We start from the raw sequence: 20712 nt of genomic DNA, 5'->3' as shown, positions 1-20712 counted from the left end.
GCATGGCCACCCGCTCCCACCGGACCTGCCGGACGACCAGCTCATCACCGTCGGCCAGGATGCGTGCCCGGAGTTCGCCGAGACACGGCGCCTCACCCTCCGGTGCGGCGCCCATGAGACCGTCCGTGGCGACCACACCGCCGAGCCATGGACGGCTACTGCCCGTCCTGGAGGTCCGAAGAGGCCCGGGGCCGGTGGGACGGACCAGACGGGCGGCCGGGAGTCACATAGCCGTGGACACGCGTGGACGGCGTATCGGGGAGCTGCGGGGCGAGAGGCCCGGCGGCGGCGAGGGCGGCCTGCGCACCATCCGGGTCACCGCGGCCGGAATCCCCCTCCCGGTGCCCCGGCGGCGAGCCCGCACGGCGGGCCTCGACGGCGAGGAGGACGAACCAGACGGCGACGCTCACGAGGTGGATGCGCTGGGCGATGCCCTGGCCGCCGGGGTGTCCCAGATAAGGGCCTACGGTGGCGATCGCCGATGCCATCGACACCGGCATCAGGTACGGCGCCCACCGGCCCGCGACCTGTCCCGGACGGCCGGGGGCAGCACTGGCCGTGACAGCGCGGTCCGGGACAGGGCGGTCCTGATCAGGACGGCGCACCGCAAGGCCGAACAGCGCCATGGACATGAACAGCGCGCATTCGACCAGACCGCTGGTGGTGGTGTGCTGGAAGTTGTCGGGCGGGCAGCCGTGCTCCACCGACGGCGCGCATCCCATCGGCAGCAGCACGTCCAGGACGGAGCAGCCGCCGAACACCCCGACGGCGCTCCAGCCTGCCAGTGTCAGGCCCCATGGCGCGGAGCGCGCGGCCAGCGCCGCGGCGGCGATCAGTATGGCTGCGCAGGAAAGTTCCACGGTGCCGAACAGCACCCGGTGCGGCTGATCGGCCGCGAAGGTCTCGCTGACATAGGAGCTGGCCTGCGGCAGACCGGTGGTCACAAAGAACTGGAGCAGCCAGTCGTTGTAGAGAACGGCAGCGACGCACAGCAGCGCCGACGCGGCCGTCGAAGCCGCGCCCCGCGCCGGACCCCATGTCACATGAACCAATTCCGTCGAGCTCGCACCGGTGCCGTTGCCGTCCGAAAGTCGTACGGTCATTTCCGTCATTACCGCCCATACGGTACGCGACGGCGCTGCGGACACGAGGGATCGACGTGCGTGGTGAATTCCCGGCACGACCGCCGGTCCGGTCGCCCTCGGCTGGAAGGCGACCGACGACAAGGCCCTGCGCTCGGCGCGACTGCTGCCCCCGGCAGCTCCCGCACGTCCTCGCCGGCCTTCACTCCCGTACTCCTCCCGGAGACCTCCGCCACCGGAACCGGCACCTGGATGTCTCCATCAAGTAGCCGGAACCAGAGCCGAGTTCATCATGCGCGGTCGCCCCGGCAGTCCCAAGTCCGTGGCTGCCGGGGCGATCTCATGAGGAGGTCGGAGTAGGGTCGCGGCATGAGCGACCTCACGGCCCGGGCCATCAGCACCGCGCGACTGGACCTGTTGCCGCTGCGCGTCGAGCACGCCGACGAGATGGCCGAGGTGCTGTCCGATCCGGCCCTGCACACCTTCATCGGCGGTACGCCGGACACCCCGCAGGCCCTGCGCTCGCGCTACCGGCGCCTGACCGCGGGCTCCCCCGACCCGGCCGTCTCCTGGCTGAACTGGGTGATCCTGCTCCGCGACGAGTCCTGTCTCACGGGCACCGTGCAGGCGACGGTCTCCCCCTCCGAGCACGGCCTCACCGCGGAGATCGCCTGGGTGGTGGGCACACTGTGGCAGGGCCGGGGCATCGCCTCCGAAGCGGCCCGGGGACTCGTCGACCTGCTCGGCCGACTGCCGGTGCACACCGTCGTCGCACACATCCACCCCGAACACCGGGCTTCCGCGACGGTGGCCACGACAGCCGGACTCACCCGCACCGACACCTGGCACGACGGCGAGATCCGATGGCAGCGGGACATGCACAGGGCTTGACTCGGCGGACGGCGGACTGCAGGCGAGAGGCGGCCGCCGAAAATCCTCTCGAAACACCGTTCGAGGACATGACATGATGCGCGGCATGACGATCAACCGAAAGGTCCATGCCGCGTAGCCGGCCGGGACAGCTCCGGGCCGGCAACTCCGGCCGCCGGACGCGGAATACGACACCCGTCATCGACGGCTTGTCCTCACGCGCGCTCTCGGAGATCTCTTGTCTTGAGCGCACCCGCAATTATCTGCGCCCAGGAGACGTCAGCTCAGCCGTGCGCCTGTGGCAGGGATACGTCCATCGTCCCGCACGTGAACTGTGGCGGGACCAGGAAGGGGGAAACACGCACTGGGACTGCTGCGACAGTCCTCTCGAAGCCCGCGCTCTGCTCGACACCGTGATGCGGGCCCTGTCACCTCGAAGCGCTCGCGAACTGCGCCGCGTCATCGGCCGGTTCGACGCCGTCTGGAGCCGGGCGTCACCGCCGTACGACGCAGGGGGAGGGTAGAGCCGGAACCGGATCACCGGAAGTAGAGGAGAATGCGCCCGGTGTTGCCCGCGTCGACCTCGCGCCGGATGTACAGCTTCCGGATGTGCTTCTGGTCCAGGAACGCCAGCACGCGGGCCCTGAGCCGCCCGGAACCCTTGCCCGGGATGATCTCCGCGACGGGCTCGCCCGCGTGGTTCGCCTTGAAGAGGAACTGACGCAGCGCCAGTTCGATGTCGCGGTTGTTCCGGAAGATGGGGTGGAGATCGAGCGACATCACAGGGAGCCTCCTGGTGCTGCGGGGCTTGCGCCGACCGCGGGGCGGACCGGACCGCCCTCGCGGTCCCCGGGAAGCCTCCCATGGGCACGTTCGATCCGACCTCCCCCGGCACCCACGGGCCGCCCCCGGAGCACCGCGGACGTCTGTGATCAGTGCCCGGAATCTCGCGTCGGGTCGAGCGTCTCCTGATCCGGCCGGGGTTTCGTCTGCGGCGGGAACAACAGATCCTCGTACGCGTCCAGGGCGAACACGACGAGCATGACCATCACCGGCACAAGCAAGGCCACCACGATCATGACGCCTCCCGGCACAACAGTGATCACGGGATGGGCAACGGATCCGCCTCCAGCTTGCCCCAAACGGGCGAACACGGCATATCGGACCGACGGCGGCGTGAGCCGTTCGGGTGACCCCGCCCCCGGGCGGTTCGACCGCCGGGCTGGTCACCGGCATGTCCCGCGCGCCCTGCGACCGCGCCGTACCAGCTGTTCGCAAAGATCAATGCCGGGCGCACGGAGTCACCGCGCGGGCGGGAAAGATCGTTAAACATCGCCCGCGGCGCATCCGCCGTATCCGCCGACGCGCAGTCGGTGCGAAGCCGGCGCCACGTCGGTGCGAAGTCCACGGGCGATACACCGACGGCCTGCTACCGAAGTCGCGGGGGGAGCGACTTTCGGCTGTCCGCCCCGATCGGAGCGCGCACTTTCGGCGCAGCCGTGCCGACGCCCGGCCGATGCGCGCGGCCACCTCCGCGGGCCACCATCGTGGGCATGAAGAAGGTGCTGGAAGTCGCCGGGTTCATCGCTCTCGTGCAAGGGGTGCTGGGCCTGGTGCAGGAGTTCACCCACTGGCACGTCGGCGTGGTGGGGCGACTGTCGTTCCTCCACGGCTACGAGGCCGTGGTGAGCTTCCTGCTGATCGTGCTGGCCTGCGCGCTCTTCGCCACGGCCGAGCGGCTTCGGCACTGACGGCGCGCGGGGCCGGAACGCCGGCCCGGCCCGGGGCGTCAGGGAGCACCGCCCGGCCTCGGGCCGCGGTAGCCGGGCCGGTAGGAGGCGTCGATGCCGACGTCGTAGCGGACCCGCGGGTTGGTCCTGTTGCCGCGTACGTGGGCGCCCGTGGAGTGGATGGCCGGGCCGATGGGGTGGTCGGTGGCGGCGGCGAAGGTGTTGCCGACGACGGTGACATGGTGTACGTCCTCGAACATCAGGGCCTGCGACGCCTTCAGGGTCTCGCAGTAGTTGCCCCTGATGACGAAGTCGAACGTGTGGCCGTGGCCGTCGCCCTCCCCGTCGTTGGGACCCTCGGCCATCGCGTCCGGCGCCCTGCCCTCGGCCACCTCGGGCGCAAGATAGCGGGGCTTGCCGCGCACCGTGACCGTCGTGGTGTGCGTGCCGGTCCGGGTGACCTCGCTCCACAGGGCCACGCGCGATCCCGAAGTCCGTCAGCCGGGCCACTCCGTCCTTCGTGACCAGGATGTTCTCCGGTGTCACATCGCCGTGCACCAGGCCCTCGTCATGGGACTTCGCCGGCGCGCCGCGATCTGCCGTCGATCGAGCCGGCCTCCTGCGGGGTCAACGGTCCCCGCTCGGACGTCAGTTGGGCCAGGCTGCGCGAGGGGACGTACTCCATGACGATCCAGCAGGCGTCGCCCTCGGCGGCGTAGTCGAACACGGCCACGACGTTGGGGTGGTGCAGCCGTGTGGCGTACCGCGTCTCCTTCATCAGGCGCTGGGCCGCTCTGGAGTCGTCCGGGCGGGCGCACTTGACCGCCACGCGCCGGTCCAGCAGTTCGTTCCGGGCCTGCCAGACGACGCCCATCCCGCCCCGGCCGATGGGTTCATGCAGCCGATACCGGCCTCCGACCCTGTACCCGGCCTCCGGCGTCACCGGCACCGCCCCGCTCCGTGTCCCCACCGACTGCCCGCAGCGCGACGAGCGTCTCGGCTGGACGGGCGACACCCAGCTGTTCTCCCACACCGGCCTGTACAACGTGGACGCCGTCGCGTTCCTCAGCCACTTCGAGGACATCCTCGTCGACTCCCAGCGGACCTACGGCGCGGACCACGCCCAGTTCACCCATGTCGCGCCCGGCAACCGGTACAACTCGCCGGAACCGGCGAGCGGTTGGTCGGACTGCGGCGTCGTCGTCCCCTGGACGGTGTGGCAGATGTCCGGCGACACCACCGTCATCGACCGCGGCTGGACGGCGATGACGGCGTACACGGACTGGATCCGCGCACTCACCGGGGACGGTTGCACCGGGCAGGGCGCGATCTACGGCGACTGGCTCGCCTTCCAGCAGACCAGCACCCAGCTGATGAGCGACGTCTACTGCGGTTACAGCGCCCGGCTGATGGCGGACATGGCGGCCGCCACCGGCCGTACCGCCGAGGCCCGCGCCTACCAGGACCTCTTCTCGCACATCAAACGGGCCTTCATCACCACGTACCTGAGCACCGAGGGCGGCGTCCTCGGTGCTCTCCGGTCTCGGCGACGCCTCGCCCGTGACCCCGGGCGGCACCACCAGGACGGAGGACAACTCCCGGACGGCGCTGCGGTGGGTGCTCAAGCTCGGCTTCTACGACACCGAGGCCCAGCGCCGCCAACTGGTCACGCTGCTCGCCCCTCCCCACCTCCGACCCGTCCGGTGTCCGTGAGGGCAGGACTCCCGTGTCCCGTGTCCGGGGCGTCCAGTACCTGGGCTTCACGGACGGCACCGCCTCCTACCGGCTGCCCTCCGGACACTACGAGCTGACGGCATCGCACGAATGATCACTCGCGCGCCCGAAGACCGGTCTCGGTCCGCAGGCCTTGTCCGTCAGGGAAAAGTCAGTGGGACCCCGAGCGGTGATCCGGGGCTTCCCCGATGTACGGCGCTCGGCGCGGGACCATGCTGGCTGTATGACGAAGCGTCACCCGTACACACGTCGCCCGGCCCTATGGCTCCGCGCCTTTACCGCCTGCACCGTCGCCGCCCTCTGCGCCCTGACGGCCGCCCTGCCCGCGCAGGCGGCCGTCCCCGCCGGCTCCTCTCCGCCCCCCGTGCGGAAGCCGACGCTGCCGGTCCCCTCCGGCCGGTACGGCGTGGGCGCGGTTCCCCTGCACCTCGTGGACCGCTCACGCCCGGACCCGTGGAAGGCCGGCCGCAAGCACCGGGAACTGATGATCACCGTCTACTACCCCGCGGCCCGGACCAACCACCATCCGCAGGCCCCGTACATGCTGCCCGCGGCCGCCGCGCACTTCGACAGCGTCACCGCGGACGGCCTCCTCGGGCTGCACACCACGGTCGGCCGCACCGACTGGGCCGGCACCGTCACCCATGTGGCGGCGGACGCACCCGTGGCCACCGGACACGGCGGGCGTCTGCCGGTGGTGCTCTACTCCCCCGGTCTCGGCGAACCCCGCACCTGGGGCACCACGTTGGCGGCCGATCTGGCGAGCCACGGCTACGTCGTCGTCTCCATCGACAACACCTACGAGTCACCCGAGGTCCAGTTCCCCGACGGCAGCCTGGCGACGATGTCGCCGCCCCCCGTTTCCCAGGCCGACCCCTTCATCCGCAAGTCGCTGGCCGTCCGTGTCACCGACACCGGCTTCGTCCTGGACCAGCTGCGCCTGCTGGACAGCGGCCGGAACCCCGACGCGGACGGCCGGCGGCTGCCCGCCGGTCTGACCGGGGCACTCGACCTCTCCGAGGTGGGCATGTTCGGCCACTCGCTGGGCGGCACCGCCGCCGCCCAGTCGATGGACTCCGACCACCGGATCTCCGCGGGCATCGACATGGACGGCAACCTCACCAACTACGACGGCACGCTCATGCCGGTCGCCCGGCACGGTCTCGACAGGCCCCTCCTGCTGCTGGGCAAGGACGGCAGGACCGACACCGGGCCTGGCTGGCGGGCGTTTCGCGAACACACTCCGGGCTGGACCCGTCAGCTGACCCTGCTCGGCTCGGAACACGCCTCGTTCACCGACGCGGAGGCGCTCGTACCCCAGCTGCATCTGCGGCGCGCCGACCGGATCGACGACATCGGCACGATCGACCCGGGCACCGCGATACGCACCAACGACGCCTACATCACGGCGTACTTCGACCACTGGCTGCGCGGCCGCTGCGGGAAGCTGCTGGAGGGGCCGTCGGCGCGGTACCCCGACATGATGTTCGTGCGCTGAGGGACGCGTGGCTACCCGGCGTGGCCGTCGGAGCGCCTGCGGTGGAGGGTGAAGTTCTCGAAGACCGACAGCTCGCCGTGCGGCTTGTTCACGTTGTAGTACGTCACATGCATCCGGGTGGTGTCGCCTGCGTGCCGGCCCGGGTCGACGGTGAAGGCCGCGAAGCCGTAGGGGTGTTCCACGTCCCGGACACCCATCCAGACGGCCTGCTCCTTGGTGTAGGCAGAGGTGCGCTTGCCGTTCGCGCCGGCTGTCGCCGACACCGCGGTGATCACTTTGGCGGTCCCGTCGGTGAAGAACTTCTGGTTCGTGGTCCCCGAGACCCCTCCGCCGCCGAGGATCATGTGTACGGTGCCCAGCCCCGTGTCGATGGAGTCGGTGCTCCCGGAGACCGGGCGGGGCGTGAGTGTCTCACTGCCCGTGACGACTCCGCGGACGGCCAGCGAACGCTCGTAGTTGTGTTCGTGACCGCACAGGACCAGGTCCACGCCGTACCGGTCGAACAGGGGACCGTACTTCTGGCGCAGGCCCAGGTCCGCGCCGTTCGCGTCCGAGGAGCTGATCATCACCTGGTGCATGGCGACGACCACCCAGTCGATGTCGCGGGAAGAGCGCGCCGCCTTCAGTTCCCTCTCCAGGAAGGCGAGCTGGCGTCCGCCGGAGTAGCCGCTGATGTAGACGTCGCCGCCGTCCTGGAGGCAGTTGTCGTCGTTCTGGAGCACGATCACCCGCACCGAGCCGACCGTGAACGCATACCAGAGACCCGCGAGTTCCTCGTCGGTCTCGGTGGAAGGGAGGGAGAAGTAGGTCTGGTACGCGCCCAGGCCGAGCGGGCCGTTGGCCTTCTCGATCTCATGGTTTCCGGCGGCCGGCATCCAGGGGCGGAAGCGCGCCGAGCGGGTGTTGTTGGTGAAGAAGTTGTTCCAGGTGCGCACCCGGTCGACATCGAGGTTGGCGTAGCACAGGTCGCCGTTGAGCAGATGGAAGAGCGGTGCGACCTGCTCGATGCCGGTGACGATGTCCTTGGTCGCGGGCGTCGAGTTCGCGTCGAGGGCCGCCGTGCCGTTGGCCGCCCAGGTCACCTGCGGAGCGGACTGGTCGCCGAAACTGGTGAAGGTGAACGGCATGCGTCCGCGAGGCGAGGTGCGGAACGTACCGCTGTCGGGCGTCGTCCCCTCGTGGGTGGCGAGGTAAAGGTAGTCGGTGCCGGGGGTGAGCCGGTTCAGCGAGGCGTGGTGGACGTAGACCGTGCGGCTGGATGTGCCGTCGACGTAACTGACCGTGCGGGCCGCCGCGCTGGACCCGAAGCCGTGTTCCAGCGTGCCGTAGTGGACCACCGGTCTGGTCACCGGCCGGTCGGTGATCCACGACACCGTCATCTGGGTCCGCGGGTCGGCCCCGAACGTCAGGTGGAGTCCCTGGACCGGAGACGCGCCGGACGAGTCCGCGGTGCGGTGCAGAGCCGGGGCGGTGACCGGGGCGGCCTGCGCCGTGCCGGCTCCGAGCAAGGGAGTGACGGCCGCGCCGGCCCCCGCGGTGCCGAGGAGGCTCAGCGCGTGGCGCCGGCTGACCCCCTCGGATGCCTTCGGCGTCCCGTCCGGTGTTTCGGCCTGTGTGGTCATGGAGCCCTCCCTGACGCGCAGTTGAGCTGACGACCACCGCACACTGACGCTCCTCTACGGCGCCCGGGTGAACACCGCATGGCCACCTGGTCATGACGTCCGCCAGGCGGATTCGGATATTCGGATTCAGTAAGGGAATATAGGCCAACGCTCACCTTCCTTCTTGAGCGAGGCACCGGGCGTCCCCGTACTCACAGGTGCGACACAAGGCGAAGCCGGCCGCGATCAGCGTCGGTCGACTGCCCGTCATGAAGGGATACCAACGATGTCCTTCGCGAAGATCACACTGGCCAAGAAGGCCAAGAAGAAGGAATCCGGTGCCGCCAAGGCCAAGCACCACAAGAAGCACCACCACCGCAAGCACAAGAAGGCCGCTGCCAAGTAGCCGCGCATCGCGGAACACGACCCACACAGGCAGACCGTGCCGGGGTCCGCACGCACAGCACATGTGCACGGCGGACCCCGGCACGCCGTCGGACCGGGCAGCGCCCAGGAAGTGTCGGCCATGCACATCGCTGCACCCAGCACCACGCCCGTGGCCGGTCCCGGGGCGGGAGCCACGGCCGATGCCCCGTCACCGTCATCGTCTCCAGCGTCTTCATCGCCCTCACCGTCGTCGTGGCCTTCTTCCGTGTCTTCGGCCCCCTCGCGGATGCGCCACGCCCGAATCTCCCCGCTGGCCGCGTTCCGCACGTTCTGGCCGCTGGTCAGCGTCAACCGTGCGGCCGTACTGGTGTCGGCCGTGCTGCTGGTGGTCGCCGCCGGGTGCGACGCGGGCGCGATCGGCATCGTCGGGGTCCTCACCGACGACGTGCTCACCCCCGGCGACCTCGCCGCCTTCTGGGGGCCCGCCACTCTCTGGCTGGGGCTCGCCGTGGCCGGTGCGGTCGCCTCCGCGGCGGGCGGCTATCTCGCGGGCTGGACCAGCGAGCACTTCCTGCTCGGCCTGCGCGACCGGGTCTTCCAGCATCTCCAAGCGGTCCCACCGGACGCCCTGGACCGCTTCGGCACCGGCGATCTGGTCGCCCGGCTGACCGGCGACATCGAGACCGTCGAGTCGTTGGTGGCCTCCGCGCCGGTCGAGCTGATCACCTCCGCCGCCGGGGCCCTGGTGTTCGCGGTGGCGGCCTTCTGGACAAGCTGGCAGCTGGCTCTGATCACCTTGTCCGCCGCCCCGTTGATCTGGTTCGGCGCCCGGTGGTTCGGCACGTTGATGCGCTCCGCCACCCGCGCCGAACGCGACAGCAACGGCCGCCTGGCCACCCTGCTGGAGGAGAGCCTCGCCAACATGCCCCTGGTGCAGGCCTATGGCCGCCAGCAGGCCGAGCGCGGCAAGGTGCACCGCGAGGGGCGCAACTGGATGCGGGCCGGACTGCGGCAGATCCTGCTGTCGTCGGTGTACGGCCCGATGGGTGAACTGGTCGAGACCGTCAGCGTGCTGGCCGTGATCGGCGCCGGAGCCTGGCAGATCTCCGAACACCACCTGAGCGTCGGAGGCCTGCTCACCTTCGCCGCCTTCCTCGGCTATCTCCACCCCAAGCTCCAGGAACTCGGCGAAATAGTCGTCAGCGCCTCCTCCGCGACCGCCGCCTGCGAACGCCTCATCGAGGTGCTGCGCACCGGAACGGTCCGCGACGACCCCCCTCGGCCGGAGGCCCCGCCGCTCGCCGAACCGGTGCGCGGCGCCGTCACCTTCGAGGACGTCGGCTTCTCCTACCCGGGCAGCGGCCGTCCCGTGCTCAACGGAGTGCGCCTCGACATCGCCCCCGGCCTGCTCGTCGCGGTCACGGGACCGAGCGGCACCGGCAAGTCCACCCTCGGCAAACTGCTGCTGCGCTTCCACGAGCCGTCTCGCGGCCGCATCCTGCTCGACGGCCGGGACATCGCCGGGCTCCCGGTCGACGAGGTGCGCCGACAGATCACCCTGCTTCCGCAGGACAGCATGCTCTTCGACGGCACGGTCCGCGAGAACATCCTCTACGGCCGCCCCGACGCCACCGAGGCCGACATGATCGCCGCGGCCGTCGCGGCCGACGCGCACGGTTTCGTCAGCACGCTGCCAGAGGGTTACGACAGCCCCGCCGGCAAACGCGGCAACAACCTCTCCGGCGGCCAGCGCCGCAGGATCGCCCTCGCTCGGGCCATGCTGCGCACGGCGCCCGTGCTGATCCTCGACGAGCCCACGGCCGGACTCGACGACGACTCCACGGCCCGGATCATGGCGCCGCTGCGCCGCCTCACGGCCGGACGTACGACCTTCCTCATCACCCACGACCTGCGCCTGACGGCCCAGGCCGACCTCGTCCTCCACCTCACGGACGGCACCGTGGCCATGACGACCCCGGGCCTGTCGGCGAGAACGAGCCCGGAGCCAGAGCCCGAGGCCGCCTGAGAACGAGGGGACCGCGGGGGCATCAGGACTCGACCGCCCGCGGAGCCCGGCGAACACCGTGTGTCCGGGCGCCTCTCGGTCACACTCCGATGAAGCTCACGGTTTCCGCCATGTCCGCCCGTCCGGTACGCAGCCGTGGCACGCCTTCCTTCTCGAACCCCACCGAGACACCGCAGAACAGTACGAGCCCGTCGTCGGCTCCGACGGTCCGGTCGACCGTCTTGCGATACATGGTCCACATGACCTGGGGACAGCTGTGCAGCCCTTCCGCCCTCAGCAACAGCATGACCGTCTGCAGGAACATGCCCGCGTCACCCCATTGTCCGGGCCCCATCGTCCGGTCGAGGTAGCAGAACAGCACGACCGGCGCCCCGAACGCCTCCGAGTTCAGCGCAGCGATCTTCTTGGGTCTGTCGGGGTCGTCGCGCTCGATTCCGAGGGCCTTGTACCGCTGGGCGGCGGCAGCGGTGAAACGGTCCAGATAGGGCGAGGTCAGTTCGGCCGGGTACATCGGATACTCCCGCTCGTCACCGGGGTCTCCCGCCAGCGCCCTGGCCGTCGCACGCCTCTTCAGTTCGGCCAGGGGCTCGCCGGCCACGACGTACACATGCCACGGCTGGAGGTTCCCGCTCGACGGAGCCCGCGTCGCCGCGGCCAGCACACGTTCGAGTACCTCTTTGGGCACCGGCTCATCGCTGAACGCCCGCACGGCCCGTCGACTGTCGACGGCCTCATACACATCCACGTCTTCCCGTCCTTCCGCTCGACCGCAACCCGCCCCCACCGTATTCAGCGGCGTCTTCGGCGAATTCGCGGGCACGGCGTCTGTCCACTCGCCCGAGAACGGACGACGACAACGGGGCGACGGGCGGGTGTGGGCGGTAACAGCTTGGCCAACCCCTTTCCGCGCGTTGGCCGCGAGTTCACCATTCACCCCTGATGTGCTCCTCTGTCCTGGGCAGAGAGTAATGGGCGGCCTCGCCCTTTGCCGGGGCCGGGGCCGTCCCTACGGAATCCGCTCTCGCTCAAGAAAGGGCATTCATGCCCGAGTTGACACGCCGTAGACTGCTCGGGTCAGCGGGCGCGCTGGGCGGCGCCGCGGCCCTCTCCCTCCTCCCGCCGAGCGTCCAGAAGGCCGTCGCCTCCGGACCCCCCGCACACGGCTCGCTGCACGACGTCGAACACGTCGTCATGCTGATGCAGGAGAACCGCTCCTTCGACCACTACTTCGGCACGCTCTCGGGTGTCCGCGGCTTCAGCGACCCGCACGCCCTCAGGCTCGGCACCGGCCGCAGCGTCTTCTACCAGCCCGACGCCAAGAACCCGAAGGGCTATCTGCTGCCCTTCCACCTCGACACCCACAAGTCGAGCGCGCAGGCCATCCCGTCCACCAGTCACGCCTGGTCCGTCCAGCACGAGGCGTGGAACAACGGCAAGATGGACCGCTGGCTGCCCGCGCACCGCAAGGCCGACGGCGTCAACGGCCCTTACGTGATGGGCTACTACACGCGCGAGGACATCCCCTTCCAGTTCGCGCTCGCCGAGACCTTCACCATCTGCGACAACTACTACAGCTCGGTGTTCGGCCCCACCTGGCCCAACCGCCTGATGTGGATGACCGGCTCGATCGACCCCGACGGCACCCACGGCGGTCCGGTCATCAGCAACGACGCGCCGACGCCGTACCGCTGGAAGACGTACGCCGAGCGCCTCCAGGCCGCCGGTGTCAGCTGGAAGGTGTACCAGCAGGACGACAACTACGGCTGCAACATGCTCGAACAGTTCGCGGCCTTCCAGAACGCACGGCCCGGCTCGGAGCTGTACGAGCGCGGCGTGCGCAAGCGGCCCGCGGGTACCTTCGAGGACGATGCCCGACACGACCGGCTGCCGGCCGTGTCGTGGATCATGCCCACCAGCTACCAGTCGGAGCACCCCGACTACCTCCCCGCGGCCGGCGCGGACTTCGTCGCCTCGAAGATCGAGGCGATCGCGTCGAACCCGAAGGTGTGGCGCAAGACCGTCTTCATCCTCAACTACGACGAGAACGACGGTCTGTTCGACCACGTGGCCCCGCCGACCCCACCTCGCGGGACCCCGGACGAGTACGTCCACGGCCTGCCGATCGGTGGCGGGTTCCGCGTGCCGGCCATCATCATCTCGCCGTGGACCGTGGGCGGCTGGGTCGCCTCCGAGGCCTTCGACCACACCTCCGCCCTGCGTTTCCTGGAGCGGTTCACCGGGGTGGCGGAGCCGAACATCAGCGCCTGGCGGCGCGCCGCCTTCGGGGACCTCACCACCGCCTTCCGCTTCCGCGACGCCCGCCCCCGCCCGCCCCGGCTCCCCCACGACACCGCCGAGCAGTTGCACAAGGCGAAGGAAGAGGTGGCCACGCTGCCGAGACCGAAGCTTCCCGGAGCCGCCCAGTCCTTCCCCCGCCAGGAGAAGGGCCACCGTCCGCACATCTGAGAACGGCCGGAACACTCAGCCCCTGCCGCCGACAACGGCAGGGGCTGTCCCGCGTTTCACGACGAGGCCGGTGTGCGGACCGCCTGGCGGCGGGTGAGGTGGGTGAGGGTGTTGCCGCCGGGGAAGGCGGTGCGCGCGACGACGTCGAAGACTGTCGGGTCGAAGGCACCGTCGAACGCCGGAACCCCGGCGCCCGCGACGACGGGGTAGCTCTTGATCACCAGTTCGTCGATCTCGGGCAGAACGGCGCCGGCGAGCTTGCCGCCGCCGCAGAGCCAGATGTCCAGTCCGGCGCCGTCCTCCCTCTTGAGGTCGCGCACGAGGGCGAGCGGGTCGCCCGGTACGACGGTGACCGCCGGGTCGATGTCGGGCTTGAGGGTGCTCGACACCACGTACTGCCGCAGGTGCGCGTACGGACTGGTGACCCCCGCGTCGAGGGCGGGGCGATAGGCGCCGAGGCCCATGACGATGGTGTCGAAGTGCCGGTTCGGCACGTCGGCGAGGCCGAGCGGGGCGCGAAAGGCGGACGGGACCGTATCGGGGTACAGCGCGTTGGTCCAGGCCGAGTACGCGGCGGACTGCTGTTCGTCACCTGCGGGGAAGAAGTCGTACTCGCCGCCGGGGCCGGCGATGCGGCCGTCGAGCGAGACGCCCACGTAGTACACGAGCTTTCGCATCTTCGGTAACTCCATTCATGGCACTTCTGATGTAGTGCTTTGAATGTAGTACTACACTTGAAGTGGTGTCAAGAGTTCACCAGGGCACCCGCGTGCCGTCCCAGGAGAAGAAGCCGCCGGTCGGCCCGTCGTCCGGCAACAGCGCCAGCCGTACGGCACCCCGTGCGCCCTCCTCCGGATCGCCGCCCCGAGCCCTGGCCCGCGGATTGAGATCGGTGGCCCGGGCGCCGGGGGCGAGCGCGTTGACCTTGAAGGGCTCGCCGAGTGTCTGCGCGTAGAAGACGGTGAGCGCGTTCAGCGCGGCCTTGGAGGAGCGGTATGCGGCGCCGTAGCCGTTGCCCGGGGTGAACTGGGGGTTGGGGCCGGTGCTCCAGGACAGCGATGCGGTGCCGCTGGTGATGTTCACGATGCGCGGCCGGGCCGAGCGGCGCAGGGCGGGAAGGAAGGCGTTGGTGACGGCGACGACGCCGAAGACGTTCGTCTCGTAGGTCTGTCGGAGGTCCGCGAGGCGGGCCTCGGCGGGCGGGTCGAGCGTGACGGCGACACCGGCGTTGTTGACCAGTACGTCCAGCCGGTCGACGCGGGCCGCGGCGCGTGCGATGCCGTCCGCATCGGTGACGTCGAGGACGAGCGGCCGGGCGCCGGAGCCGATCGACGCGGCCGCGGCCTCCCCGCGCCCCGCATCACGGGAGCCGACGTACACGGTGCAGCCCTCGGCGGCGAGCAGGCGGGCGATGTGGTGGCCGATGCCCTTGTTGGCACCGGTGACGAGTGCTGTGCGATCGTTCATGTCAGCCACGGTTCCCCGGCCGGCACCGTCCTGCCAGGGATCACCTGTACCAGGCAGGACGAGGAGGCAGCGGCATGGCGAGGCAGGAACTGGCCCGCTTCCTGCGGGAACGCCGGGCGGCCCTGAGCGCGCGGGAGGTCGGTCTCCCGGAGGGCGCCCCGCGCCGTACGCCCGGACTGCGCCGGGAGGAGGTCGCGGAACTGGCGCACATGTCGGTCGACTACTACGTCCGGCTCGAACAGGCTCGTGGCCCCCGCCCCTCACCCCGCGTCCTGGACGCGCTCTCCGGCGCACTGCGGCTCGAACCGGCCGAGCGCAGTCATCTGTTCCAGCTCGCGGGCGCGGCCGCACCGCCTGCCGCACGCCTCGTACGTCAGGCGCGGCCGCAGGTGGCACGGCTGCTCGAACGGCTGCCCGCGACCGCGGCGATCGTCACCGACGCCGCCTACGGTGTGGTCGCCTGGAATCCTGCGGCCCGGGCTCTGCTGGGCGACGACCTGGCCCGGCACACGACCAACCTGGCCCGGCGGCGCTTCCTCGGCACGGGGCAGACGTACGAGACCTCCAGCACACGGGAGTTCGGGGCCGTCGCGGTGGCCCGGCTGCGCCGGGCGGCCGAGCGCTACCCGCAGGATCCCCAACTCACCCTTCTGTTGGAGGAGTTGCACGCGCAGAGCACGGAGTTCCGCAGGATCTGGCAGACCCACCCGGTGCATGCGCCGGGCCACCGGGCCAAGACCCTGGACCATCCGGAGCTGGGCAGGCTACAGCTCAACTGCGATGTGCTGCTGGTGCCGGAGGACGACCAGGAGGTGGTCCTGATCACCGGCGCCCCCGGCTCACGCTCGGCCCGCGTCCTGGAGTCCCTGGTACCGCACAACGAGGGTTCCACGTCCGCGCGGTAGGCCTGGACGACGCGCTCGTCCACCCGCTGGCTGTGACGCGGGTACAGGAGCCACCTCTCGCCCCCGACAGGGTCAGGGGGCGTCGCCGACCCAGTCGAAGCGGCACCGGTCGCCGGGGCGCGGGGCGTATATCGCACGCCCGCCCGCGCCGAACCGCCCCAGTTCGGTGGCGAGGGCGACACTGGCGCCCAGGTCGTCCGGCGTCCGGCCGGTGATGTCGAGCAGCAGCCCGTCCAGCGGGCCGCCGACCAGCTCGACGTAGCGCTGTCCCGGCCGTGGGCCCGGGTCGTCGTGGTCCTGGCCGTAGACCCGGCCGCGCAGCAGCTGCTCATCCTCGCTGTCCATACCGGCCAGCCTCGCAGCCACCACTGACAATGCGGGTGCCGTCGTGGCCGATCCACCCGCCGTCGTCGGCCGTCGTCGGCCTGACGAGTGGTCCGTGGCCTGTCGTGGCACGGCTCGGCGGAGTTCCTCGGGGCATCGTCCGGGCCCGACATGCAGGCGAGGCACCTCGGTGAGCGACGCGGGGGCTCACGCCGGGGCGAGGCCCTCGCGCAGGCAGACGACCGTGTCCCGGACGGCTGCGGCACACAGGGCTCTGAGCGTTGCCGCGTGATCGGCGGTCATCAGCCGCTCCAGGCCGTCGAGATCGGTGAAGGTGTGGTCGTCGTGCTCGGGGCTCAGCCGGATCGGGGTGCCCTCGTCGAGGACCCCAGCATGGAAGTAGCAGTCGAGGACCGGTCCCGTGCCGCCGACGTCGGCACGGTGGTCGATACCGATGAGCCTCGGCACGACGTCCAGTTCGACACCCGTTTCCTCGCGCATCTCCCGGTGTGCCGCCGTGCAGGGATCTTCCCCGTGATCGAGCATTCCGCCCGGCAGCCACCACGTACCGGCACGCGGCTCATCCGGTCCGTAGCGGAGCAGGAGGACCCGGCCTCCGCTGTCGCACACGAGGACGCACGAGGCGATGAGCGCCCGGGGCTGTGTCCTGACCCATTCCTCTCGTGGCAACCACGCCCCGGCGGTCGCGTCCACGGATACGTCACGTGCGGTCATCGGCACCCTCCAAGATCACTCTGCCCCGTCCCACCCGCCCGCACGCCCCGACTCACGGGTGACACACAGAACGTCTGTCGCACCGACCGCAGCCGGCTCGCCGGACCGCCGGACGCCCCGCGTGCCTGGGCCGGTCACGCCTACACACTCGACGGACCGGGCGGCTACTCCGGCCGCTGCCTGGCCGCGCTGGTCGACTGCTTGCGCGGCAGGTTCGGCTGCACCGCCCCGACGACCCTGCTCCGGCGGAACGCCGCGACGGCCCGCGCGCACCTGTCCCGGACGCCGACGCCGCACGGCGAGCACCGCGACCGCTCAGCCGACGGGCTCGATGCCCTGGCCGAGGGCGGCATGCACGTCACGCTGGCCTGAACGGCAGCCCTCACGGGGTCCGTGTTCAGGCCTTCGGTGCGGTGGTGTGGCGGCTCAGGAAGGTGAAGGCCGCCGGGTACAGGCGCGTCCAGGTGTTGTAGTTGTGGCCGCCGCTCGGCAGCACCATGGTCTGTGTCCGGACCATCGTCGGCGCGGCCTCCTTCACGAACTGCTCGATGTAGTGCGGGGGGCTGAGCCGGTCCTCGGCCGACGTGGCCAGGAACAGGTTCACCACCGCCTTGCTGCGCTTCACCATGTACGTGGGGCTGGTGCGTTCGCGGGAGACCGGGTCCGAGATCACGCTCGTGTCGCCGGTGAGCGGATCGGGATCCAGTGCGGCACCGGAGCCGAAGACCTTCGGGTACGCCAGCGGGAGGCGCGTGGCGCAGAAGCCGCCCGTGGAGAAGCCCATGAGACCCCACCCCTTGGGTCCGGCGACGGTACGGAACTGCTTGCTGATCAGCTCCGGCACGTCACGCGCCATCCACGTGGCGACCTTCCGGTTGGGCTGGTCGGTGCAGTCGGTGTCGACGCCGCCCGGGTCGACCACCGGCATGGCCAGGATGAAGGGGTGCGCGGCGCCCGACTTGACCACGTTCTCGAAGTCCCCCGGCATGCCGCCGTGCTCCAGCCAGGACGCCGGGCTGCCCGGCACGCCGTGCAGCAGCATCACGACCGGGAAGCGCGTGTGACGGTACTGCGGCTGGTTGTACTGGGGCGGCGTCCAGACGATCACCTGTCCGGACAGCTGCGAGTGCTTGCCACGGAAGTAGGTGTCCAGCACTCCCGTGGCACTGTGGGTGAACTTCGCACGGTCGGCCGGCGGGCCGGGCATGGCGACGGCGGCTCCGTTGTCGTTGCCCAGCAGGTCGTCCCAGGAGGCGTACAGACCGTAGTCGTTGTTGATCCAGGTGGCCATCACCGAGATCGCGGTGAGCTGGCACAGACCGATCATCACCAGCCGTAGTACCCACCGCACCGTGTGGGGCCCTCTGAGCCGTGCCCAGAGCACCATGGTGCCGGCCACGCACACGATGGTGGCCACGATCAGCAGGACGAAGAACGACGTCCCGGTCAGGCTCATGGACAATCCCCCCAGCAGGTGAATCTCGGACGGTTGTAGCCGCGCCACGGAATCACAGGTGAGCGCCGTTGATGAAACCGTGACCCGGGCACGGTCGGACGCCGTGGACCAGCATGAAGACCGATTCGCGATCAACTGGTGAGACGTCTGCGGCCGCCCGTGCGTTCCACGCCCGAGCCGGTCTATGGGGCTGTCGCCTGCTTATGAGAGGCAATGGGTACGTCTGCGATGATGTGCCACACCGTGCCGGTCGGACGTTGAGGGGGAGGGGGCGGGGGACGTGTCCGCACAGCGTCGTCGATCGAGGGTGCTGTCCGTGTTGCCCTTCGCGGTCATGGGCGCCGTGGCGCTGGCCGACGTCGCGACCGGACCGTCGCTGGGTTTCCTGCCGCTGGTGGCCGTGGGGCCCGCGTTCGCCCCGCTGGTGGGCGGCTGGCGGCGTACCGCCTGTGTCGGCGTGATCGCGCTGCTGCTGTGCTTCGCGCTGGGCTGGTACGACGACATGACCACGCCACGCCGTGGCTGGATGGTCGTCGGCTCCGTCATCGGCGTCACCCTCGCCGGTCTGGTGGCCGTGTTCCTGCGCCGCGAGCGGGAGGCCGAACTGGACAGCGTCCGGTCGATCGCCGAGGCCGCGCAGCGGGTGCTGCTCAAGCCCGTGCCGAAGCTCGCCGGCCGGCTGCGGGCGGCCGTCTCCTACACGTCGGCCGTGGCCGAGGCCCGTATCGGCGGGGATCTGTACGAGGTCGTCGCCGCACCGCAGGGTGTACGGGTGATCGTCGGGGACGTGCAGGGCAAGGGGCTGGAGGCGGTGGAGACCGCGGCGCTGGTCCTCGGCGCGTTCCGCGAGGCGGCCCTCGACGAGGCGGACCTGGTGGAGGTCGGCGGCAGACTGGCCCGCTCCGTCGACCGGCAACTGGACGGCGAGCGGTTCGTCACCGCCATCCTCGCCGAGGTGAGCGCCCACCAGGTCACGTTCCTCAACTTCGGCCATCCGGCCCCGATGCTGGTCCGCGACGACGGCACCCTGGATCTGCCCGAACCGGAGTCCTACGCGCTGCCCCTCGGCCTGGGCGCGCACGGCACCGCCGACCCGCAGCCGTACCACGCGGCCTTCCTGCCCGGCGACCAACTGCTGCTGTACACCGACGGCATCATCGAGGCCCGCGACCGCGGCGGCCGTTTCTACCCGCTCGCCGAACGCGCCCATCTGCTCAAGGACCACGATCCCGAGACCGCTCTGGAGACCCTCCGCCAGGATCTGCTCCAGCACGTCAGCGGACCTCTCCAGGACGACGCCGCGATGTTGCTGCTGCGCTACCGGTGAACGCCGTCGAGCACCGGCCGACGGCCGTGGCGGCGACCGGTCCGTCCCCCCACATGAGCCAGGTCGGCATCGCCGGGGTGACCGCGCCGTCGGTGATCAGCAGGGCCGCGCAGCCGTAGCGCGAGACGTTCACCACCACGGCGGCATTGCTCGGCGCCGGCAGACACCAGATACAGGGAGCGGCGCCCCCCGCCCCGCGCTCGACGCAGCAGTGCGCCGACCCGCTCGCCGTGTTCCCGTTCCCGCGATGTCAGAGGAGTTCTCACCACGACCGTGATACTAATACCGGTATAAGTATTGGAACGACGTGCTGCGGGGAGTCACGCACATGGTGGAGATCAAGACCGATGCCGCATTGGACGCGATGCGGGAAGCCGGGCGCGTGGTGGCCCGCGCCCTGGCCGCAGCCCGGGAGGCGGCCGGGGTGGGGGTGTCCCTGCGAGAACTGGACGAAGCGGCCCGGTCGGTCCTGGACGAGGCCGGGGCCGGCTCCCCGTTCCTCGGATACCGGCCGTCCTTCGCCCCCGTGCCCTTCCCTGCCGTGATCTGCACATCCGTCAACGACGCCGTGTCACACGGCATCCCCACCGGCTACCGGCTGCGCGACGGCGACCTGCTGAGCATCGACTGCGGCGCCGAGCTCGACGGCTGGACGGGCGACGCGGCCATCACCTTCACCGTCGGAACGCCACGCCCCGGTGACCTCGATCTGATCGACGCCACCCAGCAGGCCCTCGACGCCGGCATCGCCGCCGCCCAGGTGGGCAGTCGCATCGGCGACATCTCCCACGCCATCGACACCGTCGCCCGCAAGGCGGGCTGCGGCATGCCCGCCGACTTCGGCGGGCACGGCATCGGCCGCCGCATGCACGAAGACCCTCATGTCCCCAACCGCGGCCGCCCCGGCCGGGGCTTCCCCCTCCGCCACGGGCTGGTCCTCGCCATCGAGCCCATGCTCATGGCCGGCGGGCAGAACACCTACCGGACCGACATCGACGGCTGGACCCTGCGGACCACCGACGGCAGCAGGGCCGCCCACATCGAGCACACCGTGGCCATCACCGACCAGGGACCCCGCGTCCTGACCCTGCCCTGACGCCGCCG

At 70.5% G+C, this 20712-nt stretch carries 21 protein-coding genes and 2 pseudogenes; 11 read left to right on the top strand and 12 right to left on the bottom strand.

What is annotated here, in order from left to right:
- Positions 1 to 155 precede the first annotated feature (155 nt).
- Positions 156 to 1112: a DUF998 domain-containing protein gene (locus AC4OXY_RS44550; protein WP_491992578.1), complete on the bottom strand. Its 957-nt coding sequence runs from the start codon at positions 1110 to 1112 to the stop codon at positions 156 to 158.
- 339 nt (positions 1113 to 1451) lie between these two features.
- Between AC4OXY_RS44550 and AC4OXY_RS44545 the strand changes: the two genes are divergently transcribed.
- A complete protein-coding gene (locus AC4OXY_RS44545) occupies positions 1452 to 1973 on the top strand; it encodes a GNAT family N-acetyltransferase (RefSeq protein ID WP_376291957.1) in 522 nt (173 codons plus the stop codon).
- Positions 1974 to 2489: 516 nt separating this feature from the next.
- On the opposite strand, the gene AC4OXY_RS44540 is transcribed toward AC4OXY_RS44545, so the two are convergent.
- A complete protein-coding gene (locus AC4OXY_RS44540) occupies positions 2490 to 2732 on the bottom strand; it encodes a Smr/MutS family protein (RefSeq protein WP_356031563.1) in 243 nt (80 codons plus the stop codon).
- A 152-nt stretch (positions 2733 to 2884) separates the two neighbouring features.
- Positions 2885 to 3031 (bottom strand): hypothetical protein, encoded by a 147-nt coding sequence (locus AC4OXY_RS44535; protein ID WP_362817975.1) that lies wholly within the window; start codon positions 3029 to 3031, stop codon positions 2885 to 2887.
- Positions 3032 to 3505: 474 nt separating this feature from the next.
- Between AC4OXY_RS44535 and AC4OXY_RS44530 the strand changes: the two genes are divergently transcribed.
- Positions 3506 to 3703, top strand: a complete 198-nt coding sequence (locus tag AC4OXY_RS44530) for a hypothetical protein (RefSeq protein WP_356031559.1) — start codon at positions 3506 to 3508, stop codon at positions 3701 to 3703.
- Positions 3704 to 3741: 38 nt separating this feature from the next.
- Here AC4OXY_RS44530 and AC4OXY_RS44525 read toward each other — a convergent pair whose 3' ends face one another.
- The gene (locus tag AC4OXY_RS44525; RefSeq protein ID WP_491992577.1) at positions 3742 to 4161 is read right to left on the bottom strand and encodes a hypothetical protein; all 420 of its coding nucleotides are present in this window, start codon (positions 4159 to 4161) and stop codon (positions 3742 to 3744) included.
- A gap of 89 nt (positions 4162 to 4250) precedes the next feature.
- A complete protein-coding gene (locus AC4OXY_RS44520; RefSeq protein WP_491992576.1) occupies positions 4251 to 4556 on the bottom strand; it encodes a protein kinase domain-containing protein in 306 nt (101 codons plus the stop codon).
- Between the two features lie 82 nt (positions 4557 to 4638).
- Here AC4OXY_RS44520 and AC4OXY_RS44515 point away from each other — a divergent pair.
- Together AC4OXY_RS44515 and AC4OXY_RS44510 are read left to right on the top strand one after the other, a co-directional pair.
- Positions 4639 to 5362: pseudogene (locus AC4OXY_RS44515) on the top strand (alpha-L-rhamnosidase-related protein); the annotation flags it as partial.
- 277 nt (positions 5363 to 5639) lie between these two features.
- A complete protein-coding gene (locus AC4OXY_RS44510; protein WP_376291949.1) occupies positions 5640 to 6914 on the top strand; it encodes an alpha/beta hydrolase family protein in 1275 nt (424 codons plus the stop codon).
- Between the two features lie 11 nt (positions 6915 to 6925).
- Here the strand turns inward: AC4OXY_RS44510 and AC4OXY_RS44505 are convergent, their stop codons facing one another.
- Positions 6926 to 8536, bottom strand: a complete 1611-nt coding sequence (locus AC4OXY_RS44505) for a purple acid phosphatase family protein (protein WP_491992575.1) — start codon at positions 8534 to 8536, stop codon at positions 6926 to 6928.
- Positions 8537 to 9167: 631 nt separating this feature from the next.
- Here AC4OXY_RS44505 and AC4OXY_RS44500 point away from each other — a divergent pair.
- Positions 9168 to 10928: an ABC transporter ATP-binding protein gene (locus AC4OXY_RS44500; RefSeq protein ID WP_491992574.1), complete on the top strand. Its 1761-nt coding sequence runs from the start codon at positions 9168 to 9170 to the stop codon at positions 10926 to 10928.
- Positions 10929 to 11007: 79 nt separating this feature from the next.
- On the opposite strand, the gene AC4OXY_RS44495 is transcribed toward AC4OXY_RS44500, so the two are convergent.
- Positions 11008 to 11673: a nitroreductase gene (locus tag AC4OXY_RS44495; RefSeq protein WP_376292023.1), complete on the bottom strand. Its 666-nt coding sequence runs from the start codon at positions 11671 to 11673 to the stop codon at positions 11008 to 11010.
- 296 nt (positions 11674 to 11969) lie between these two features.
- Between AC4OXY_RS44495 and AC4OXY_RS44490 the strand changes: the two genes are divergently transcribed.
- Positions 11970 to 13394 carry an alkaline phosphatase family protein gene (locus tag AC4OXY_RS44490; RefSeq protein ID WP_491992573.1) on the top strand — a complete coding sequence of 475 codons (1425 nt, stop codon included), beginning with the start codon at positions 11970 to 11972 and terminating at the stop codon, positions 13392 to 13394.
- A gap of 56 nt (positions 13395 to 13450) precedes the next feature.
- Here AC4OXY_RS44490 and AC4OXY_RS44485 read toward each other — a convergent pair whose 3' ends face one another.
- Positions 13451 to 14071 (bottom strand): dihydrofolate reductase family protein, encoded by a 621-nt coding sequence (locus AC4OXY_RS44485; protein WP_491992572.1) that lies wholly within the window; start codon positions 14069 to 14071, stop codon positions 13451 to 13453.
- A 76-nt stretch (positions 14072 to 14147) separates the two neighbouring features.
- A complete protein-coding gene (locus tag AC4OXY_RS44480; RefSeq protein WP_491992571.1) occupies positions 14148 to 14861 on the bottom strand; it encodes an SDR family NAD(P)-dependent oxidoreductase in 714 nt (237 codons plus the stop codon).
- A 74-nt stretch (positions 14862 to 14935) separates the two neighbouring features.
- On the opposite strand from AC4OXY_RS44480, the gene AC4OXY_RS44475 reads away from it, so the two are divergent.
- Positions 14936 to 15766 (top strand): helix-turn-helix transcriptional regulator, encoded by an 831-nt coding sequence (locus AC4OXY_RS44475; protein WP_376291938.1) that lies wholly within the window; start codon positions 14936 to 14938, stop codon positions 15764 to 15766.
- 72 nt (positions 15767 to 15838) lie between these two features.
- On the opposite strand, the gene AC4OXY_RS44470 is transcribed toward AC4OXY_RS44475, so the two are convergent.
- Both AC4OXY_RS44470 and AC4OXY_RS44465 read right to left on the bottom strand, forming a co-directional pair.
- Positions 15839 to 16111, bottom strand: a complete 273-nt coding sequence (locus AC4OXY_RS44470) for a hypothetical protein (RefSeq protein WP_356031536.1) — start codon at positions 16109 to 16111, stop codon at positions 15839 to 15841.
- Positions 16112 to 16297: 186 nt separating this feature from the next.
- Complete coding sequence (locus tag AC4OXY_RS44465) at positions 16298 to 16825, bottom strand: NUDIX hydrolase (protein WP_356031534.1); 528 nt, start codon at positions 16823 to 16825, stop codon at positions 16298 to 16300.
- A 96-nt stretch (positions 16826 to 16921) separates the two neighbouring features.
- Between AC4OXY_RS44465 and AC4OXY_RS44460 the strand changes: the two are divergent.
- Positions 16922 to 17197, top strand: a pseudogene (locus AC4OXY_RS44460) (barstar family protein); the annotation flags it as partial.
- Between the two features lie 25 nt (positions 17198 to 17222).
- Here the strand turns inward: AC4OXY_RS44460 and AC4OXY_RS44455 are convergent.
- Positions 17223 to 18281, bottom strand: a complete 1059-nt coding sequence (locus AC4OXY_RS44455; RefSeq protein ID WP_491992570.1) for an alpha/beta hydrolase — start codon at positions 18279 to 18281, stop codon at positions 17223 to 17225.
- Between the two features lie 334 nt (positions 18282 to 18615).
- Between AC4OXY_RS44455 and AC4OXY_RS44450 the strand changes: the two genes are divergently transcribed.
- The 3 genes from AC4OXY_RS44450 to map all read left to right on the top strand — a co-directional run bounded on the left by AC4OXY_RS44450 (position 18616) and on the right by map (position 20704).
- On the top strand, positions 18616 to 19608 hold the full coding sequence (locus AC4OXY_RS44450) for a SpoIIE family protein phosphatase (protein WP_402065763.1): 993 nt from the start codon (positions 18616 to 18618) through the stop codon (positions 19606 to 19608).
- Complete coding sequence (locus AC4OXY_RS44445) at positions 19605 to 19727, top strand: hypothetical protein (RefSeq protein ID WP_376291931.1); 123 nt, start codon at positions 19605 to 19607, stop codon at positions 19725 to 19727. Before AC4OXY_RS44450 ends, AC4OXY_RS44445 begins: the two co-directional genes overlap by 4 nt.
- A gap of 209 nt (positions 19728 to 19936) precedes the next feature.
- Positions 19937 to 20704 carry a type I methionyl aminopeptidase gene (gene map, locus AC4OXY_RS44440; protein ID WP_356031530.1) on the top strand — a complete coding sequence of 256 codons (768 nt, stop codon included), beginning with the start codon at positions 19937 to 19939 and terminating at the stop codon, positions 20702 to 20704.
- Positions 20705 to 20712 lie beyond the last annotated feature (8 nt).

The sequence above is a fragment of the Streptomyces sp. HUAS MG56 genome (assembly GCF_058673395.1).
Note: the sequence above shows the minus strand (reverse complement) of the source record. Positions and strands in the feature narration are given on the sequence as shown.

Bases quoted from the DNA above. Each gene is read 5' to 3' on its own strand.
- AC4OXY_RS44550 (WP_491992578.1), bottom strand. From the start codon at position 1,112: ATGACGGAAATGACCGTACGACTTTCGGACGGCAACGGCACCGGTGCG.
- AC4OXY_RS44545 (WP_376291957.1), top strand. From the start codon at position 1,452: ATGAGCGACCTCACGGCCCGGGCCATCAGCACCGCGCGACTGGACCTG.
- AC4OXY_RS44540 (WP_356031563.1), bottom strand. From the start codon at position 2,732: ATGTCGCTCGATCTCCACCCCATCTTCCGGAACAACCGCGACATCGAA.
- AC4OXY_RS44535 (WP_362817975.1), bottom strand. From the start codon at position 3,031: ATGATCGTGGTGGCCTTGCTTGTGCCGGTGATGGTCATGCTCGTCGTG.
- AC4OXY_RS44530 (WP_356031559.1), top strand. From the start codon at position 3,506: ATGAAGAAGGTGCTGGAAGTCGCCGGGTTCATCGCTCTCGTGCAAGGG.
- AC4OXY_RS44520 (WP_491992576.1), bottom strand. From the start codon at position 4,556: ATGGGCGTCGTCTGGCAGGCCCGGAACGAACTGCTGGACCGGCGCGTG.
- AC4OXY_RS44510 (WP_376291949.1), top strand. From the start codon at position 5,640: ATGACGAAGCGTCACCCGTACACACGTCGCCCGGCCCTATGGCTCCGC.
- AC4OXY_RS44505 (WP_491992575.1), bottom strand. From the start codon at position 8,536: ATGACCACACAGGCCGAAACACCGGACGGGACGCCGAAGGCATCCGAG.
- AC4OXY_RS44490 (WP_491992573.1), top strand. From the start codon at position 11,970: ATGCCCGAGTTGACACGCCGTAGACTGCTCGGGTCAGCGGGCGCGCTG.
- AC4OXY_RS44485 (WP_491992572.1), bottom strand. From the start codon at position 14,071: ATGCGAAAGCTCGTGTACTACGTGGGCGTCTCGCTCGACGGCCGCATC.
- AC4OXY_RS44480 (WP_491992571.1), bottom strand. From the start codon at position 14,861: ATGAACGATCGCACAGCACTCGTCACCGGTGCCAACAAGGGCATCGGC.
- AC4OXY_RS44475 (WP_376291938.1), top strand. From the start codon at position 14,936: ATGGCGAGGCAGGAACTGGCCCGCTTCCTGCGGGAACGCCGGGCGGCC.
- AC4OXY_RS44470 (WP_356031536.1), bottom strand. From the start codon at position 16,111: ATGGACAGCGAGGATGAGCAGCTGCTGCGCGGCCGGGTCTACGGCCAG.
- AC4OXY_RS44465 (WP_356031534.1), bottom strand. From the start codon at position 16,825: ATGACCGCACGTGACGTATCCGTGGACGCGACCGCCGGGGCGTGGTTG.
- AC4OXY_RS44455 (WP_491992570.1), bottom strand. From the start codon at position 18,281: ATGAGCCTGACCGGGACGTCGTTCTTCGTCCTGCTGATCGTGGCCACC.
- AC4OXY_RS44450 (WP_402065763.1), top strand. From the start codon at position 18,616: ATGGGCGCCGTGGCGCTGGCCGACGTCGCGACCGGACCGTCGCTGGGT.
- map (WP_356031530.1), top strand. From the start codon at position 19,937: ATGGTGGAGATCAAGACCGATGCCGCATTGGACGCGATGCGGGAAGCC.